We start from the raw sequence: 17,374 nt of genomic DNA, 5'->3' as shown, positions 1-17,374 counted from the left end.
AAAGAGCTTAGCTTTAACAGTTAGTACACGTTAAAAAGGAGAGCCGGCATAGGTCGGCTTTTTTGTGTATGAAGGAATTTGAATTAATAAACCGCTACTTTAAAGGTCGTGGTATAACTCGTCGTGATGTAAGCCTAGGAATAGGGGACGACTGTGCATTAGTTACCGTTCCGCAAAACTGCCAACTTGCAGTAACAACTGATACGCTTGTATCGGGTGTTCATTTTTTTGATGACATTTCTCCCCGAGCATTAGGACACCGAGCACTGGCCGTAAACCTTAGTGATTTAGCAGCCATGGGGGCTGAGCCTACTTGGGTGTCGGTGGCATTAACCCTACCAAATATTAACCAGCAGTGGATTGAAGAATTTACTGAGGGAATGCACGAAATTGCCGAGTACTTTAATGTACAAATAATTGGTGGCGACACTACGCAGGGCCCTTTAACAGTTACTATATGCGCTAAAGGCACTGTGCCAGAGGGCAAAGCTTTACGCCGTGCAGGTGCTAAAGTGGGCGACTGGGTATGTGTAACTGGCACGCTAGGTGATGCAGGCTTGGCTATTGAATCTCGCAAGCGTGGCCTAAGTATTGAGCCTGAGCACTTAAAGTACATAAATAGCCGCTTTGATTACCCCACTCCACGGGTGGCTGCAGGGCAAGTATTACGTGGCCTTGCTTCATCAGCTATTGATGTGTCTGATGGCCTTATGGCGGATTTAACCCACATACTTGATATGTCACAAGTCAGCGCCAGTATAAATATTGAAAACATCCCAACCTCAGACGCTATGCGTTCAAGCCTGAGCTTTGAGGCGCAATTGCCGTATATTTTAGGCTATGGCGATGACTACGAATTACTTTTTACTGTCTCTGAAGATAATAAAAGCATGTTGGAGCTTAAATTACGTCAATACGGCGTAGAAGCAACGTGCATAGGGCAAATAAAAAGTGGCGAAGGGCACATTGAGCTTTTACACCACGGTGAAAAATTTAATTTTGAGCAACAGGGCTTTGAGCACTTTGCCAAGGAGCAGGTTTGACTAGCAAAAAACAGTTTAATTTAAAGCGCCCGCACCAGTTATTTGGTCTAGGGTTTGGCACTGGCCTTGCGCCTGTTGCGCCAGGCACCTTTGGTACATTTGCTGCTTTACCATTTATTTTTATAACTATGTATTTTCCGCTATGGCTACAAATCGTGTTTGCCGTGGTTATTAGTATTTTTGGTATTTGGGCGTGTGGCAAAACCGCCGATGATTTAGGTGTGCACGACCACCCAGCTATAGTGTGGGATGAAGTTGCGGGTTATTACATCACGATGATTGGCGCAGCGCTTAGTTGGCAAACCTTACTTGTAGGCTTTTTATTATTTAGATTTTTTGATATTGCCAAACCAGGCCCGATCAAAACGCTCGATAAGCGAATGGACGGTGGCGTGGGTATAATGGCTGATGATGTACTTGCCGGTATTTTTTCGCTTATTTGTTTGCAAGCGTTAATAAAAGCAGGTTTACTACCCTTTTAATTTTTGTGTTTTATTTGTTTAACTAGGTGGCAGCGAAATGATGCGATTTTTACTGGTATGTGTACTTATGTTGTGTGCCATGCCAAGTTGGGCTTCTATTACTGATTACGTTGTTAAGCAATGGAATATCAAAGATGGCTTGCCCTCGCAATCGCTAAAAAGTGTTGTGCAAGATCAGCAAGGCTATATGTGGGTCGGAACGCAATTTGGCCTTAGCCGCTTTGACGGCACAACGTTCACTAATTACAACACCCAAAATAGTCCTTTTTTGCCAAGCAATGGTATTAATAAACTGCTCATAGATAGTAATGGCTATCTGTGGGTGGGCACTAAAAGTGGCTTGGTGGTCATAAACCCGCAAACGCTTGCCGCACAAGAATTTAATATTAAAGGCCCAGTTAGAGACATATTAGAAGATGCCAAGGGCAGCATTTGGATTGCAGCTAATGGGCTTTATTATGTAGACCGCAACCAAGTTGATTTACGTGATAAAGCGAACGAACTCGTTCCTATTGTAAATGCCACCGTGATCACCCAAATAGTGGGGTCGGTTAGTCAAATGGCGCTTTCTCCAGAGGGGATTTGGCTTGTCAACGACCGTCATTTACTACGCTTAACTAAAAGCGCCTCAGATTTTTCAAAACTCAGGTTGGAGTTAACAGCTAAGGTGTCGTTGCCTGAGCGGTTAGCACAAACCATTGTTCATGATCTGTCTTTTTTAAATGGTAATTTATATTTAGCCTCTGAACTGGGTGCCTACTTTTTGGATTTAGACGATGAACTAAGACCTTTTCCGCTGCCGAATGCGAATAACTCAGCTGTGTATAAATTTATGAGCGACACCAATGGTGGCTTATGGGTTTCTACGTATGGACGACTGCTCTTTAGGGCTAAGTCGGGTGAGTGGCAATGGGTTGAACCAAGTCAGCTTGATCAAAGTATTTGGTTTGCAGATATTTACCGCGATAGCCAAAATAATATTTGGCTTGCAAGTTTTAGCGAAGGCTTATGGCTTGCACACGAAGGGCGTATAGAACGCCACTCTGCTTTATCGCAAATGACTGAGGCCGTTATGGCAATCAGCCAAGCGCCCGATGGTAATTTATGGGTGGCAAATAAAAGTGGTATTGGGTATTTCGATTTAAATAAAAACTTTGTCAATAAAATACCCAGTGCGCAATTTGGCCGCGCAACAGTACACGACTTACAGTTTGATGGCTCGCGTTTATATATAGCGACCGGACGAGGGTTGTTTTTTTACGAGCAAGATAAACTGTACAGTTTTCCTGGCAGAGCGCTGCGCGACAATCCGGTATTTGCTATTAGCCCATCAAGCAAAGGTGGTTTTTGGATAGGTACAGGGCGTGGCTTGTATAGGCTGAGTTATGGCGGGTTAACACCCTTTGCATACAATGCCTTTTTAGGCAGTAAATTTATAACGTATGTGCTCGATAAAGCAAACTTTGGTGTAATCGGGACCAGTAAAGGGGCATATTACTTTACTGACCGTGGCATTGAAAAAATAGGTGACCAAACTTCGCTCGAAAGTGCATACATAACCAGCGTATTACATATAGATGGTGTAGGTATTTTAATTGGCTCGCTTAATGACGGCTTATTTTACAGAAGTTTACAAGGGCATTGGCGACAGTTAGATGCAGCCAACGGCTTACCCTATGGCTCTATTTTTAGCCTAGAGTATGACGAAACCTATAAGCGTGTATGGGTAAGTACCATGAAAGGTGTTTACCGTATGCCAGTAGCGCAATTTAAATCAGAGGTGTCGAGCTTAAAAGTGGAAGAGGTTATTTCTTCTTTTGATAGGCAGCTCGATGGTAAAGCAAGCCAGTGTTGTAACGGTTTAGGACACGATGCCGTTGCCATGACCGATTATTCAATTTGGTACCCAAGCTTACAAGGCATTGTAGAAATACCTAAAAATACCGAGCTATTTGGCCTAAATGTATTAAAGCCTAAAGTAGAAACACTAACCACACCTCTGCGTGCATTAACTACCGCAGCATTGGGCGAAAAGCCTTTACTAGATACTGATGAGCGCGACATAACGTTAAAGTACACCGCCATCGATTATTATGCGCCAAATAGTATTGAGTTTAGATATAAGTTAAGTGGGTTAGATAGTGATTGGCGCTATGCTAATGCACGCCGAGAAGCCATTTATACAAATTTACCGGCGGGGTCATTTTTATTTGAGCTTGAGGCAAAACGCCAAGGCGAAGATTGGGACAGAGCGCAAACTGTCGAGTATGCATTTGTAGTACCGCAGCGCTTTGACGAAACTATTTACTTTAGATTGCTAATTGTTAGTGGGTTTATTTTACTGTTTTACTTTATTTTTTGGGTATTTAGAGCGCAAGAGCGCCGTAAGCAAGAAGTACTCGAAGCGCTGGTTACAGAGCGTACATTAGAGCTGCGCCAAGCTAACGATAAATTAGGCCAAGTAAACTCACAGCTTAAACTAGTTAGTCACTCAGATGAGCTTACAGGGCTACGTAGCCGTCGCTTTTTGTTTGATCAGCTCCCTAAAGATATTGAGCACTTCCAACGTAATGCACAGTCTTTACAAGCGCAAGGTAAGTCACTTGTACTGCTTATTATCAACTTTGATAACTTTAGCCGTATAAACGATGCGTATGGCCCAATAGCAGGAGATAGCTGCTTACAACAAATGGCAGCGTTACTTAATTCGCGTACCCAAGGCTCTGACTATGTAGCACGCTGGAGTGGGGATGAGTTTTTATTATTGCTGCGCGATTTTAAGTGCAACATGATTGACAGCTATGCCTCTGATTTATGCCAAGCAATCGCATTAAATTCGTTTCAATTACCAAACGGTAAAACAACCAATATTACGGCTTCATTGGGGTGGTCTTTTTACCCACTGCCACTTTTAGGTGGGCAAGTAATAAGCTGGGAAACGTCGATAAACTTAGCCGATATAGCGCTTCATCAGGTTAAAAAACGCGGTGGTGACGGTGTGGCAAATATTACGTTTGATAAACAGTTGGATGCGTTTGAGTTTGAGCAAAATTCGAATGTAGATCAGCAGCTGGGTATTTTACAAAGTAATGGCTTAGCAGATATTAAAGTGTGGATGCGATAATGCCCAACCTACAAAAGTAGGTTAGGCATGGTGAGGGTAACGCTATTTAATTACTGGTTTAGCCACGCTGGTAAAATAGCCACTGACTCAGGAGCACTAAATGCCATACTTGCATCGGCACTTATATCTCCCCCTGCGGTACTTAAAATATTATTAAAGCGCATAACTACGTTGTTAGACTTTTCAGCAACGTATAAATCGGTTCCGCTATACATAATATCAACAGGGTTTCCTAATAATGTATTGGGCCCGCTAATCGTCGCGCTTATATTGACTAGCCCCGAGGCATTTGCGGTATTATTTAATACATAAATTTTGCCATCGTCAGCAACGGCTGCGCTGCCTACATCAGAAAGTATTAACGCACCACTTAATGAGTCGTAATCTATTCCATGAATATTGGTAGGCCCTGCCAGTGCTTGTGAATTATTGGCAGGTGTAATTAATCTATCTTCTGTACTTATTGTGGTCTCGCCACTTAGTAGCTTATTTTTAACTTGATCAAATACCGCTACAGTGCCATTAGTTAGCGCAACAAAAGCGCGGTCAGTGTTACTGTCGTAATCAACATCCCACGGGCGTGCATTATTGGCAAAAGTTAAGGTCATAAGAGGTGATACATCGCCGGTGGCACAGCTTGAAAATATAGCAATGCTCGGCGTGGTTTCATTATTTTCAGCCACAAAAATCATTCCACTATCGGAGGCAATATCTAATCCTTTAGGTGAAATAAGGCCTGTATTGCTTCCTGAAATCAGTCTATCTTGGCTGGCGTTAAATGTTTCGCCATCACGGTTATAAGCCACTTTAGTAGAGATGACGATTCCGCCCATTCCTGTACTGGCATTATCGAATGTTGCGTAGCTATTACCTGCTTTATCAAAGCTAACGCTTTCTATCGTTTGGCTTGCATTATAGCTTGCAAGTTCGCTACTTAATGCTGTATTTAAACGGCTAATTTGGCCTGTTGTATCACCCGCAGTGCTTGGATTACTGGATACGGCTACGCCTAATAGCGCCATATTAGGCTCAGTACTATCTGATATATCAGCCATTGAGCTTTGAGTTAGCGTGTTAGTAATTGACTCTGGCTTAGTAGACGCAGTACTTAAATCGGGCGCTATATCGCCACTTTCACCGGCAAATATATTACTAAACACTAAAATTGCATCGTTTGATTTTTCGGCCACACGTAAATCGCTACCCTCAAGGGTAATATCTACAGGGTTGCCTAGCATAGTCGCAGGGCCTGAAATACTGCGTGCAACAGATGTATTACCTTGCGCAGTAGAGGCATTATTAATAACAAAAAGCGTGCCATCGGTAGCATCTGATGCGCTACCAACATCCGATAAAATAAGTTTATTGGTGGTTTCATCATAAACAATGCCGTGAATATTTACCGATATTTGCACACCATCGGCATCGCTTGGTGTAATAGTACGACTTGGCATAGCGGTAAATTCACCGCTTACAAAATTATCATAAACCGCGACATCACCGTTGGTAAGTGCTACATAAAGTCGGTCGTTTACGTGGTCATAATCAACATCCCACGGGGCGGCTTCGGTAACAGTGGTAGCAAGCGGCGCGGCATCTCCCGCTGCAGCACTGCCAAATGTGGTAATTTGCATGGCACCAAAATCAGCTATAAATATCAGCCCGCTATTTTTTGCAATCGCTATGCCCTTAGGATTAACCAGTGTAGTGGCAGGGCCTGTAATTTCACGGTCTAGATTAGTACTAAAGCTTGCACCTTCATCGCGATTGGCAAGTTGGCATATAGTTTTAATGCTACCATTTTCGCTGTCGCTTGCTTGTATTAAATTACCGAGGCTATCAAAGGCTACGCCTTCATTTGCAGTGGTATTAAAGGTTTTTAATTTGGCAGCGTTCTGGTTTATTAAATCAACAGTGCCTGCGTTTTGCTCACCGTTATTAGCTAAAATAAACGTGGCAGCACTAAAGCCGGGGTTACCGTTTGTGCCATCGCTTCCATCTTGACCATCTACTCCCGGCGTACCGGCTAAACCGTTTTCTCCATCATCACCGCTACACCCTGAAATACCAAGTACTATTCCAAGCGCTAATGCTGAAAAACAAAGGGGGCGTTTAAGTGAACTGTTTTGTGTATGAAAGTGAGTTAAATTAGCTTTTTTCATCATTTTTACCTTTTAATATTCCATCAAATGAAAGTAAATAACGTGCCTGTTTATACTCCTCAGTACGTACTATTTACTGTGTTAACCTCATAGGGATAACGCGTAGAAATACACATTGGATGCAAATATTTAAAAATAAAAAACAAAAAAGGAGCCATCAGGCTCCCTTTAAAAACTAGCTAGCAAAAATAATTAAGCGATAAACGATTTTATTGAATTTAAAATGCCTTGTTCGCCTAAACCCATTTCATCGTGCATTTGCGCTTGTGTGCCGTGCTTAATAAATTCATCAGGAATACCTAAGTTAAGCACTTTTAGGTTGGCTTTTTGCGCTGCTAAATATTCATTAACCGCTGAGCCTGCGCCACCACAAATAGCGTTGTCTTCAAGCGTTACTATTACATCATGAGTTTGGCTAAGCTCATCTAATAAACTTGTATCAAGTGGCTTAATAAAGCGCATATTAACTAGCGTTGCACCTAGCTCATTTGCAGCAAGTTGCGCGTTTTCAAGCAAAGTACCAAAGGATAAAATAGCAATTTTAGCGCCTTGTTTAATGGTATTGGCTTTGCCTATTTCTAGTAGCGTCATTTCGCTTTGAATATCGGCAGTACCGGCACTACCACGAGGGTAGCGAACTGCTACAGGGCAATTAGCCTTATAACCGGTATAAAGCATATGGCGGCACTCGTTAGTATCACTTGGGGCCATAATAACCATGTTTGGAATACAGCGCATAAAGCTTAAGTCGTACGCACCTTGGTGTGTTTCGCCGTCGGCGCCTACAATACCAGCGCGGTCTATAGCAAAAAGCACAGGTAAGTTTTGCAGTGCAACATCATGGATAAGTTGATCATACGCACGTTGTAAAAAGCTCGAGTAAATAGCTACAACGGGTTTTAACCCTTCACAGGCAAAACCGGCGGCCAATGTGACAGCGTGCTGCTCTGCTATGGCTACATCAAAATACTGCTCTGGGTGTTCTTTTGAAAAACGCACCATACCTGAGCCTTCACGCATTGCCGGCGTAATAGCCATTAATTTTTTATCTTGCTCGGCCATATCACACAACCAATCACCAAACACCTTAGAGAAAGTGGCGGCGCCAGGTTTAGATTTAGGTAAGCTTGATGTATTAGGGTCAAACTTTGGCACACCGTGATAGCCAATAGGATCAGCTTCTGCGGGTTTGTAGCCTTTTCCTTTTTGGGTTTTTATATGTAAAAGCTGAGGCCCTTTTAAATTACGCATATTACGCAGTGTATCTACGAGCATATTTACATCGTGGCCATCAATTGGGCCAATGTAATTAAGACCTAGTTCTTCAAAAAAGGTACCTGGAATAACCATTCCTTTTAGGTGCTCTTCTACTTTACTGGCAAGCTCTTTAACAGGAGGCACGCCAGAGAGTAACTTCTTACTGCCTTCGCGAATGTTTGTGTAAAAGCTGCCAGATAAAATACGCGCAAAGTGATTAGTTAACGCTCCGACGTTTTCAGAAATCGACATTTCGTTATCATTTAAAATGATTAACATGTCAGATTTTACATCGCCTAAGTGGTTCATTGCTTCAAATGCCATACCTGCTGTAATGGCGCCATCGCCTATAACGGCAACAGTTTTGCGGCCTTTGCCTTCTTTTTGAGCCGCAATAGACATACCAAGTGCTGCCGAAATAGAGGTACTTGAATGGCCTACGCTAAAGGTATCGTATTGGCTTTCTTCACGAAAAGGGAATGGATGTAATCCGTCTTTTTGACGAATTGTATGCATTAAATCGCGTCGACCGGTTAAAATTTTATGCGGGTACGCTTGATGGCCTACATCCCATACAAGGCGATCTTCTGGTGTGTTATACACATAATGTAGAGCAACGGTAAGCTCAACAGTTCCTAAACCAGACGCTAAATGGCCGCTACTTTGCGAAACAGAGTTGAGTAAATAGTCTCGTAACTCGTTGCTAAACGCAGGGAGTTTATCTTGCGCTATATCGCGTAAGTGGGCTGGTTCGTCAACCAAGTTAAGTAATGGATACTTGCTACTATCAAGTGTCATGGTATTTATTTTATCCTTCGCTAACACCGGTGCTAACTTACTAGTTGTTACCGCTGTTGAGTAATAATGTCAGTGCTAAATGGCAATACGTATATGTAACACTCAATGGTCACGTTTAATCAGGTAGTTTGCCAGCGCCGCTAGAGTAGAGGTATCAGCATCTATTTTGTTTAATGCTTGATGCGCTTGCTCTATTAAATTTTGCGCCATTTGCTTGGCACCTTGCATACCTAATAGGGCCGGATAAGTTGCTTTATTAGCAGCTAAATCAGAGCCTTGCGGCTTACCTAAAGTAAATGTGTCACCTTCAACATCTAAAATGTCGTCGTGCACTTGAAATGCCAGCCCTGTAGCATACCCAAAAACACGTAAGTTTTCTAAGGTTTGTTTGTCTGCTTTTTCGCTACATAATGCACCTAATGTAATGGCACAGTTGATTAAGGCACCCGTTTTTAATCTATGAATTCGTTCAAGCTGTTGTACTGTAATCACTTTATCTGTGGCGGCAATATCTAGCCCTTGCCCGCCGACCATGCCTTCAAGCCCCGATGCTTTAGCCAGTGCGCTGATCATTTTTACTTGTGTTGATGCGCTGCAGGTAAAATTGTGAGTCGAGATAAGCTCAAAGGCCAATGTTTGTAGTGCATCGCCTGCTAAAATTGCATGCGCATCGTCAAACTCTATATGGCAAGTTGGGCGTCCACGGCGAAGGTCGTCATCATCCATGGCTGGTAAATCATCGTGCACCAACGAGTAGCTATGAATACACTCAATAGCAGCAGCAAGAATATCTAAATCTTGCTTATTAGCTCCGAGCATTTCACCACTTGCGTAGACTAAAAAGGGGCGTAAACGCTTGCCACCGTTAAATAAGCCGTACTGCGTAGCTTCTTTTACTGTGTGTGCGGTATCAAGGGGTTGATCAAAGTACTGTTGCAGGGTCTTTACGACATCTTGTTGAGCACATTCTATTTTTTCTTGTATGCTCACGGTTATTCCATATCGTTGTTAAATGAAGTAAGCGCTGCTTTTTCGTCATTACCCATCAAAATAGACACTTTTTGTTCTGCTTGTTGTAACTTACCCGTTGAGGCGTTAGCTAAGGCTATACCACGCTCAAATTGCTTTAACGACTGCTCAAGCGATAAATCACCTTGTTCCATTTCACCGACAATGGTTGATAGTTCTTCGAGTGCTTGTTCAAAACTTAGGTTTTCAGGTTTTTTAGTCGCCATGTTTAATTTCAGCCAGCATGATAAATTTAGGAGCCAATTTTAGGGGGAATGCTAAACTAGGTCAAAGGATGATCGTTGTTTTTTGAGTTATATCAGTTTAAATCGCATTTTTACCATGTATAAGATGCGTATTAGTGCTCACTGTGTACAATAAAATTAATCAGTCGCTAGGCGAGTAGGGTATCTTGATCTAAAATTAGGCCAAACACAGTGTTTTACACTTTTTTCAAAAATGGCTTAAGTATTTCAGTACCTTGCCGATAAGCAGTTAATAATAAAAGTTTGAATAACAAAGTATAATACTTTGGAGGAAATGTGGATTTAGCAACCATAATTGGGATCCTTGGCGCAATTGGTTTAATTGTCATGTCCATGTTTATGAGTAGTAGCGGTGAAATGGGGATGTTTGCCGACGCGCCTTCTAGTGTAATTGTATTTGGTGGCTCACTATTTATTGTGTTATCAAACTTTACCTTGTCGCAGTTTTTGGGCATAGGTAAGGTTGTTGGTAAAGCATTTATGTTTAAAATCGAATCGCCAGAAGAGCTGATTGAAAAAGCAGTTGAACTTGCTGACTCAGCCCGTAAAGGGGGGTTTTTAGCCCTCGAAGAAGCCGAAATACCAAACCCTTTTATGCGCAAAGGTGTAGATATGCTCGTTGATGGCCACGATGCTGATGTAGTTCGTGCCACGCTTCAAAAAGATATTTCTTTAACCACAACTCGTCATGAACTGGGCGCCGGTTTATTTAAGTCACTTGCCGATATAGCCCCTGCAATGGGTATGATAGGAACGTTAATAGGCTTAGTTGCTATGTTATCTAACATGGATGACCCTAAAGCCATTGGCCCCGCAATGGCGGTGGCATTATTAACTACTTTATATGGTGCATTTTTAGCAAATGTAGTGGCTATTCCTATTCAGGTAAAACTTGAGCTTCGTAAAGACGAAGAAGCCATGAATCAGCGTCTAATACTGGATGCTATTTTAGGTATTCAAGATGGTCAAAACCCGAAAGTAATTGAAGGTATATTGAAAAACTACCTTGCTGAGTCTAAACGCAAAGTAGATACCGAGGAGTAACCATGTCTGATCAAGAGTGCAAATGCCCACCCCCAGGTTTGCCTGCTTGGATGGGAACATTTGCCGACTTAATGTCGCTTTTAATGTGCTTTTTTGTACTTTTGCTCGCGTTTTCAGAAATGGATGTACTTAAATTTAAGCAAATAGCAGGCTCGATGAAGTTTGCATTTGGTGTGCAAAACAAAATAGAAGTAAAAGATATCCCTAAAGGGACCTCGGTTATTGCTATGGAATTTACCCCTGGTAAGCCTGAACCTACCCCGATAGAAACCATTCAGCAACAAACCGTTGAAATGACCCAGCAAATGTTAGAATTTCAAGCGGGTGATGAAAGCTCTGCTGGTGGTAGACAAGAGCAACGTGGCGATAAACGTGGTGGCGAGTCACGTAGTACATCGCAGCAGCAATCTTCAGAACAAGCAACTTCAGCCGCCGATCAAGAACAAACTAACGAGTTAGTGAAAAAAATAGCGCAACAGCTCGAAAAACAAATTATCGATGGTGCAATCGAGCTTGAATCTTTAGGGCAGCAAATCATTATTCGTATCCGTGAAAATGGCTCATTTCCCTCTGGCAGTGCTTTTTTACAACCTAAGTTTAAGCCCATAATTCAAGATATTGGTGAGTTATTAAAAGATGTACCTGGAGAAATTACGGTATCGGGTCACACCGATGATTTTCAGGTTTCTAACGAGTTATATATTAATAACTGGGACTTATCGTCAAAGCGTGCTGTAGCAGTCGCAAGCGAATTACAAACGGTACAAGGGTTTGATAAAAACCGCATGATGGTAGTAGGGCGTGCTGATACTCGTCCACTTGTTCCGAATGATTCAAACGAAGATAGACGTAGAAATCGCCGAGTAGAAATATCAATCTTACAAGGTAAAGCTAAAGAGTCAGACCCTATTGATGTACGCTAGGCGAGTAGCTGGCGCTAATTTCTCTAATTAAGTTTCTTTTTAAGGTACTTAATCGCCTAAGTATCTTGGCAAGTTCATTATTTTAGCTTAAAGTACATTTCTTTAACATATGTAATGGTGTTTCTGTGAAAATAATCGATAAATATTGCTATATGCCGGGAAATGGTTCTGGTGGTGACGATGATAAGACTAATGATTAACTATGTTTAGGTGGTTCAATGAGTTATATGCATTTATTGAGCTCAGCTGGGTTTTGTTTTTACTTCCAGCTATAGTTATTTTTTTTCTACGAAAAGATTATTTAGCACTCAGGTTTGTTTGTATCACGAGTGCTTTTTTCTTATTTGGTGCTTTTATATATGAGCCTTTAAAAACGTTTGATAAAGATATTAACATTTACAGGTACGTCATTTGGGCTTTTAATGATATTGCTTGGATGGCATTAATTGCTTATCTAGGCTTAAAAGATAAAGTTTATTTATGGCAATGTGTATTAGGGCAACTTGTGGTTGTAATGGCCCCAACTTTACAGTTGTTCAGAGTTGTAGATCGCCATTTATGGGATTTATCTTATAGTACTTTAATGTATAAAACTCTTTTACCTCTGATTAATATTTCTACTGTAGTAGTATGTTACCTCCCTCTTATTTATATTTTAGTTAAAAACAAAGAAGACCAGATTAGTAGTAAATATAAAACTCCCTCCCCCTAAAATAGCTGTGCTAAACTACTGTTCATATAAACAGTTAATGAGCAACTCCCATGAAACTCTATATCGCAGAAAAGCCATCACTTGGCAGAGCTATTGCTGATGCATTGCCAAAACCACATAAAAAACACGATGGTTATATAGAAGTGGCTAATGGTGACTGTGTATCGTGGTGTATAGGGCACTTACTTGAGCAAGCTGAACCTGATGATTATGATGCGCGTTTTAAAAAGTGGCAATTTGAACACCTTCCCATAGTGCCACAGCAATGGCAGCTCAAGGCAAAAACGAAAACGCGTAAGCAATTAACTATTCTAAAAAAGCTAATTAAGCAGGCATCAGTACTCGTGCATGCGGGGGATCCCGATCGCGAAGGCCAATTGTTGGTTGATGAAGTCATAGAGCAAGCCAAAATAAGTAAAACCAAAAAGCAAAGCATTCAACGTTTACTTATAAGTGATTTAAATTTAGCGGCGGTAAAAAAAGCGCTTACTACTATGCGTTCAAATCGTGAATTTATTCCGCTTAGTGTGTCGGCGCTTGCGCGTTCACGTGCAGATTGGCTATTTGGTATGAACCTTACGCGTGCTTATACGCTGGCGGGGCAAAAAGCAGGCTTTGGCAATGTGTTGTCGGTGGGTCGCGTACAAACCCCAATTTTAGGTTTAGTGGTTAATCGGGATAACGAAATAGCTAACTTTGTGTCAAAACCATTTTATGAAGTGTTGGCGCATTTAATAACTCCTGAGCAGCAAAGCTTTGTGGCCAAGTGGGTACCAAGCAAAGCCTGCGAGCCGTACCAAGATGAAGAGGGCCGCGTTTTAAATAATGCATTAGCCGAAAACGTCGCCTCGCGAATAGCCAATCAACCAGGCGAGGTTACAGCGCTCGAACAAAAACAAAAAAAACAAAGCGCGCCGCTGCCTTATAATTTATCGGCACTGCAAATAGATGCTGCAAAGGCATTTGGTATGGCAGCTCAGCAAGTACTCGATATTTGCCAAATGCTCTATGAGCGTCATAAGTTAATTACTTACCCTCGTTCTGATAATCGTTATTTGCCTAAAGAGCATCATGTAGATGCGCCTGCAATTTTAAAAGCAATTGCAGCTAATGGTGGTCAAAACACTGAGTTTGTGAATGGGGCAGACGCTAAAAAACGCAGCAAATGTTTTAACGATGCAAAAGTGGCTGCACACCATGCAATTGTACCTACCGCTAAACAACTAAAAACAGCGACTTTGGCGACTGATGAAGCAAAAGTATATGAACTTATTAGCAGGCATTACCTAATTCAGTTTTACCCCGATTATATTTATAACGAAACTAAAGTAGAGGTAACAATTGCGGGAGGTTTATTTAAAGCCAATGCAAAGCAAGATGTAAGCTTAGGGTTTAAGGTATTAATGGGCAAAGCCGAGCTAAAAGATGAAGCAACCTTGCCTCATTTAACAAAAGGCATGGCGCTTAACTGCACTAAAGGTGAAGTGGTAGAAAAACACACTACGCCACCGTCTCATTTTACTGATGCAACATTGCTAAGTGCCATGACCGGCATTAGTCGTTATGTAAAAGATTCACAAATTAAAAAAATACTCAAAGAGACCGATGGGTTAGGAACAGAGGCAACCCGCGCAGGCATTATTGAATTATTATTTAGGCGTCGTTTTTTAAAGCGCGAAGGTAAATCAATTAAAGCAACGCAAACAGGCTTGGCACTTATTAGTGTTTTACCAGAGGGCTTAGCTAGCCCCGATTTGACCGCTAAATGGGAGGCGAGCTTAGGCAACATTGCTCAACAAGCAATGAGCTACCAACAATTTTTACAACCACTGCTGGTGGAGCTTGAAGGTTTTGTACAGCAAGCAGCTAGTTGTGATAGCCATGTATTTTCAAAGCTACCTAAAACACCGACTAAAAAGCGCTTTGCTAAGGGTGGTAAAAAAGCAGCATTTAAAAAATCAAATTATAAAAAGAGCTCAGCAATCACTTAATCGCTGAGCTCTCAAATACGCTTATTTTTTATTAAATAACGCGACTGCAGCGTTACTCATGGCTTTTATACCGGTCGGTAATGCTACTTTATAATCTGGCGCAAATTTACTTGAGTGTAATGAAGGAAGTGTTTGGTTACTTTTCATCGCATTTGTATATTGCTGCTGGTTTACTCCACCTAACCAAAATAACGTAATAGGAATGTTTTCATCAGTTCTACCGTACAGTCCAAAATCTTCACCAGCCATAACCGCTTTTGTCTCAAGTACATTAGTTTCGCCAATTGCATCAGCAATAGCACTCCTAACAATATTAGTTTGCTGAGGGTTATTGTAAGTAGATGGAATAGATTCATCTTCATGAACGTGAACAACAGGGTAGTGTGACTCAGTAAGGCCAGCACTTTGAGCAATACCCGCTGTAATACGTTTTATTGCTGCTATTTGCGCCGTCCGTACCTCTGGGTTGTAGCTTCTAAGCGTAAGCTGTAGTTTTACTTCATCGGAAATCACATTATGCTTTGAGCCACCATGAATAGAGCCCACAGTCACAACAGAAGGCTCAAGTGGAGAAAGCTCGCGGCTTGTGATTGTTTGTAATGCTAATACCGTACGCGCCGCAATAACTACAGGGTCTACGGTAGTGTGCGGGTAGGCGCCGTGTCCGCCTTTACCTTTTATAGTTATATCTACTGAATCAACACTTGCCATGGTGTATTCGTTTTTCATTGATACCTTACCCGCAGGCACGCTGGCACTAACATGCAGCGCAATAACATGATCAGGTTTAGCATATTTACTAAATAAGCCTTCACTTAACATGGCTTTTGCTCCACCGCCAACTTCTTCTGCAGGTTGCGCAACCATCATTAACGTTCCTTGCCACTTATTTTTATGGGCAATAAGTTGCTCAGCAGTACCAATAAACGAGCTCATATGTATATCGTGGCCACAGCCATGCATTACACCTACTTTATTCCCATGCCCATTGGTCACTTGTACTTTAGATGCATAAGGTTTACCGGTTTGCTCTGTGATTGGTAGGCCATCGGTATCAGTACGAATCATTATTGTAGGGCCGGTGCCATTTTTATAAATCCCTACCACACCGTAGCCGCCCACATTATCTGTTACGTCAAACCCAAGGTTTGTTAATTGCGATGCTATTTTTTGGCCAGTTTCTTGTTCGTGATATGAAAGCTCTGGAGATTGATGTAAGTCGAGGTAAAACTTTTCAATAGCTGGCATACTCTTAGTTAAATCTAAGTTTAGTGACTTAGCGTAAGTAAGTGGGCTTGCTATCATAAATGCTGCAGCTAGATAGGTGATTTTCATGTTTTCCCTCATTATTTGAAAGTATTTAATACTTGTATTTATTATGTTCGTCTCCATATAAAAACCTAAATAAATGAATATGGCAATTAATTCAATGAGCAACATAGTTAGTATCAACGCACAAAACCTTCAGCAAGTACTCGGTGAAACATCACAACAAAAGTTGGTGCTGCTTAACTTCCACTCGCCACAAAGTCCTGAGTGTATTAGCCAAATGGGTATATTAGAAAATTTAGCTACGCAATATAAAGATCATATTGTAGTGGCTAATCTTGATTGTGACGCAGAACAAGCACTCGCCTCGCAATTAGCGCAGCAGGTTGGCTTGCAAACATTACCTACACTTGTATTGTTAAAAGATTCAGCTCCAGTAGATTTATTGGCGGGTGCGCAAACCGACGCGCAAATTCGCGAAGCCCTGAGTAAGCATTTACCAGCGCAACAGGACCTACTTCTTGAACAAGCAAAACAAGCATTATTAAAGTCGGATCTAAATGCTGCATTTAATTACGCAAAGCAAGCGTATGAAATAGACAGTGCAAACGCACGTATAAAGCTTGTGTTAGCCGATATATGCATTCAAATACACAAATTAGATGATGCTCAAGCACTCATTGATACCATTGACGCCCAAGAGCAAGATGCTTATTTTCATAATATAAAAGCTAAATGCGAAGCGGCTCTAGAAGCTACCGACTCGCCAGAGATAAAAGAAAAGCAATCTCAAGTAGAAAAGTACCCAAATGACTTAGACCTGAAAATAGAGCTAAGCCAATTGCTAAATGATGCAGGACGAAAAGAAGAAGCACTCGAAACACTGTTCAGCGTACTTAAAAAGGATCTTAATTTTAATGAGGCTAAAGCAAGCTTTTTAGCAATTATCGCTTCTCTACCAGATGGAGATGCACTTGCAGCAAAATACAGAAGAAAGCTTTATAGTATTTTGTATTAATACGCGCAGTTAATAAATTAACTTAAAAGCACCTTATAGGTGCTTTTTGCGTTTTATACATCGTTATATTTAAAACAAACTGGCCTTTGTGTATAGGTTTAGTTTGTTTTTTGTACTGCTTTTGGCTCTTTAGAGTGAAAAATGCACGAAAGAGCTTTTATTTATAGTTTTTATTAAAAAACGCTTGCGTAAAAATCCGTTCTCCCTATAATGCGACCCCACTGAGACGGCAGAGCGCAACGCATAGCGAGGCACGAGCTACTCAGTGAGTTGAGTA

Annotated in this window: 13 protein-coding genes; 8 read left to right on the top strand and 5 right to left on the bottom strand. The window is 41.5% G+C overall.

Going from position 1 to position 17,374, the window contains the following annotated elements; genetic code table 11:
• Positions 1 to 68 precede the first annotated feature (68 nt).
• From thiL to OIZ54_RS18325, 3 genes are read left to right on the top strand one after another with little or no spacing between them, the layout of a single operon-like run.
• A complete protein-coding gene (gene thiL / locus OIZ54_RS18335; protein WP_055254703.1) occupies positions 69 to 1,043 on the top strand; it encodes a thiamine-phosphate kinase in 975 nt (324 codons plus the stop codon).
• Positions 1,040 to 1,525, top strand: coding sequence for a phosphatidylglycerophosphatase A (locus tag OIZ54_RS18330; protein ID WP_264391011.1), 486 nt, complete (start codon positions 1,040 to 1,042; stop codon positions 1,523 to 1,525). The genes thiL and OIZ54_RS18330 overlap by 4 nt, the downstream gene beginning before the upstream one ends.
• 37 nt (positions 1,526 to 1,562) lie before the next feature.
• The gene (locus OIZ54_RS18325) at positions 1,563 to 4,649 is read left to right on the top strand and encodes a ligand-binding sensor domain-containing diguanylate cyclase (protein ID WP_029773767.1); all 3,087 of its coding nucleotides are present in this window, start codon (positions 1,563 to 1,565) and stop codon (positions 4,647 to 4,649) included.
• A gap of 50 nt (positions 4,650 to 4,699) precedes the next feature.
• Here OIZ54_RS18325 and OIZ54_RS18320 read toward each other — a convergent pair whose 3' ends face one another.
• From OIZ54_RS18320 to OIZ54_RS18305, 4 genes are all read right to left on the bottom strand, one after another.
• Positions 4,700 to 6,811: a hypothetical protein gene (locus OIZ54_RS18320; protein ID WP_264391039.1), complete on the bottom strand. Its 2,112-nt coding sequence runs from the start codon at positions 6,809 to 6,811 to the stop codon at positions 4,700 to 4,702.
• A gap of 192 nt (positions 6,812 to 7,003) precedes the next feature.
• Positions 7,004 to 8,866 (bottom strand): 1-deoxy-D-xylulose-5-phosphate synthase, encoded by a 1,863-nt coding sequence (gene dxs, locus OIZ54_RS18315; protein WP_029773765.1) that lies wholly within the window; start codon positions 8,864 to 8,866, stop codon positions 7,004 to 7,006.
• A 102-nt stretch (positions 8,867 to 8,968) separates the two neighbouring features.
• Positions 8,969 to 9,856 carry a (2E,6E)-farnesyl diphosphate synthase gene (gene ispA / locus OIZ54_RS18310; protein ID WP_096740052.1) on the bottom strand — a complete coding sequence of 296 codons (888 nt, stop codon included), beginning with the start codon at positions 9,854 to 9,856 and terminating at the stop codon, positions 8,969 to 8,971.
• 2 nt (positions 9,857 to 9,858) lie between these two features.
• Positions 9,859 to 10,101, bottom strand: a complete 243-nt coding sequence (locus OIZ54_RS18305; RefSeq protein ID WP_004586873.1) for an exodeoxyribonuclease VII small subunit — start codon at positions 10,099 to 10,101, stop codon at positions 9,859 to 9,861.
• A 315-nt stretch (positions 10,102 to 10,416) separates the two neighbouring features.
• Here OIZ54_RS18305 and pomA point away from each other — a divergent pair, with 315 nt between their 5' ends.
• The 4 genes from pomA to OIZ54_RS18285 all read left to right on the top strand — a co-directional run bounded on the left by pomA (position 10,417) and on the right by OIZ54_RS18285 (position 14,810).
• Complete coding sequence (gene pomA, locus OIZ54_RS18300) at positions 10,417 to 11,184, top strand: flagellar motor protein PomA (protein ID WP_004586874.1); 768 nt, start codon at positions 10,417 to 10,419, stop codon at positions 11,182 to 11,184.
• 2 nt (positions 11,185 to 11,186) lie between these two features.
• Entirely contained in the window at positions 11,187 to 12,107 is a 921-nt protein-coding gene (locus OIZ54_RS18295) for a flagellar motor protein MotB (RefSeq protein ID WP_004586875.1), read from the top strand.
• A 202-nt stretch (positions 12,108 to 12,309) separates the two neighbouring features.
• Complete coding sequence (locus tag OIZ54_RS18290) at positions 12,310 to 12,819, top strand: hypothetical protein (RefSeq protein WP_096042163.1); 510 nt, start codon at positions 12,310 to 12,312, stop codon at positions 12,817 to 12,819.
• A gap of 50 nt (positions 12,820 to 12,869) precedes the next feature.
• On the top strand, positions 12,870 to 14,810 hold the full coding sequence (locus OIZ54_RS18285) for a DNA topoisomerase III (protein WP_264391010.1): 1,941 nt from the start codon (positions 12,870 to 12,872) through the stop codon (positions 14,808 to 14,810).
• 21 nt (positions 14,811 to 14,831) lie between these two features.
• On the opposite strand, the gene OIZ54_RS18280 is transcribed toward OIZ54_RS18285, so the two are convergent.
• Positions 14,832 to 16,145 (bottom strand): M20 metallopeptidase family protein, encoded by a 1,314-nt coding sequence (locus OIZ54_RS18280; protein WP_264391009.1) that lies wholly within the window; start codon positions 16,143 to 16,145, stop codon positions 14,832 to 14,834.
• 94 nt (positions 16,146 to 16,239) lie between these two features.
• On the opposite strand from OIZ54_RS18280, the gene OIZ54_RS18275 reads away from it, so the two are divergent.
• Complete coding sequence (locus OIZ54_RS18275) at positions 16,240 to 17,097, top strand: tetratricopeptide repeat protein (RefSeq protein ID WP_264391008.1); 858 nt, start codon at positions 16,240 to 16,242, stop codon at positions 17,095 to 17,097.
• Positions 17,098 to 17,374 lie beyond the last annotated feature (277 nt).

This window comes from Pseudoalteromonas sp. A3 (assembly GCF_025942345.1).
GTDB lineage: Bacteria > Pseudomonadota > Gammaproteobacteria > Enterobacterales > Alteromonadaceae > Pseudoalteromonas > Pseudoalteromonas atlantica.
Note: the sequence above shows the minus strand (reverse complement) of the source record. Positions and strands in the feature narration are given on the sequence as shown.

Coding starts and splice junctions, on each gene's coding strand:
- OIZ54_RS18290 (WP_096042163.1), top strand. CDS start 12,310: ATGTTTAGGTGGTTCAATGAGTTATATGCATTTATTGAGCTCAGCTGG.
- OIZ54_RS18295 (WP_004586875.1), top strand. CDS start 11,187: ATGTCTGATCAAGAGTGCAAATGCCCACCCCCAGGTTTGCCTGCTTGG.
- OIZ54_RS18275 (WP_264391008.1), top strand. CDS start 16,240: ATGAGCAACATAGTTAGTATCAACGCACAAAACCTTCAGCAAGTACTC.
- thiL (WP_055254703.1), top strand. CDS start 69: ATGAAGGAATTTGAATTAATAAACCGCTACTTTAAAGGTCGTGGTATA.
- dxs (WP_029773765.1), bottom strand. CDS start 8,866: ATGACACTTGATAGTAGCAAGTATCCATTACTTAACTTGGTTGACGAA.
- OIZ54_RS18280 (WP_264391009.1), bottom strand. CDS start 16,145: ATGAAAATCACCTATCTAGCTGCAGCATTTATGATAGCAAGCCCACTT.
- OIZ54_RS18285 (WP_264391010.1), top strand. CDS start 12,870: ATGAAACTCTATATCGCAGAAAAGCCATCACTTGGCAGAGCTATTGCT.
- OIZ54_RS18325 (WP_029773767.1), top strand. CDS start 1,563: ATGATGCGATTTTTACTGGTATGTGTACTTATGTTGTGTGCCATGCCA.
- OIZ54_RS18305 (WP_004586873.1), bottom strand. CDS start 10,101: ATGGCGACTAAAAAACCTGAAAACCTAAGTTTTGAACAAGCACTCGAA.
- OIZ54_RS18320 (WP_264391039.1), bottom strand. CDS start 6,811: ATGAAAAAAGCTAATTTAACTCACTTTCATACACAAAACAGTTCACTT.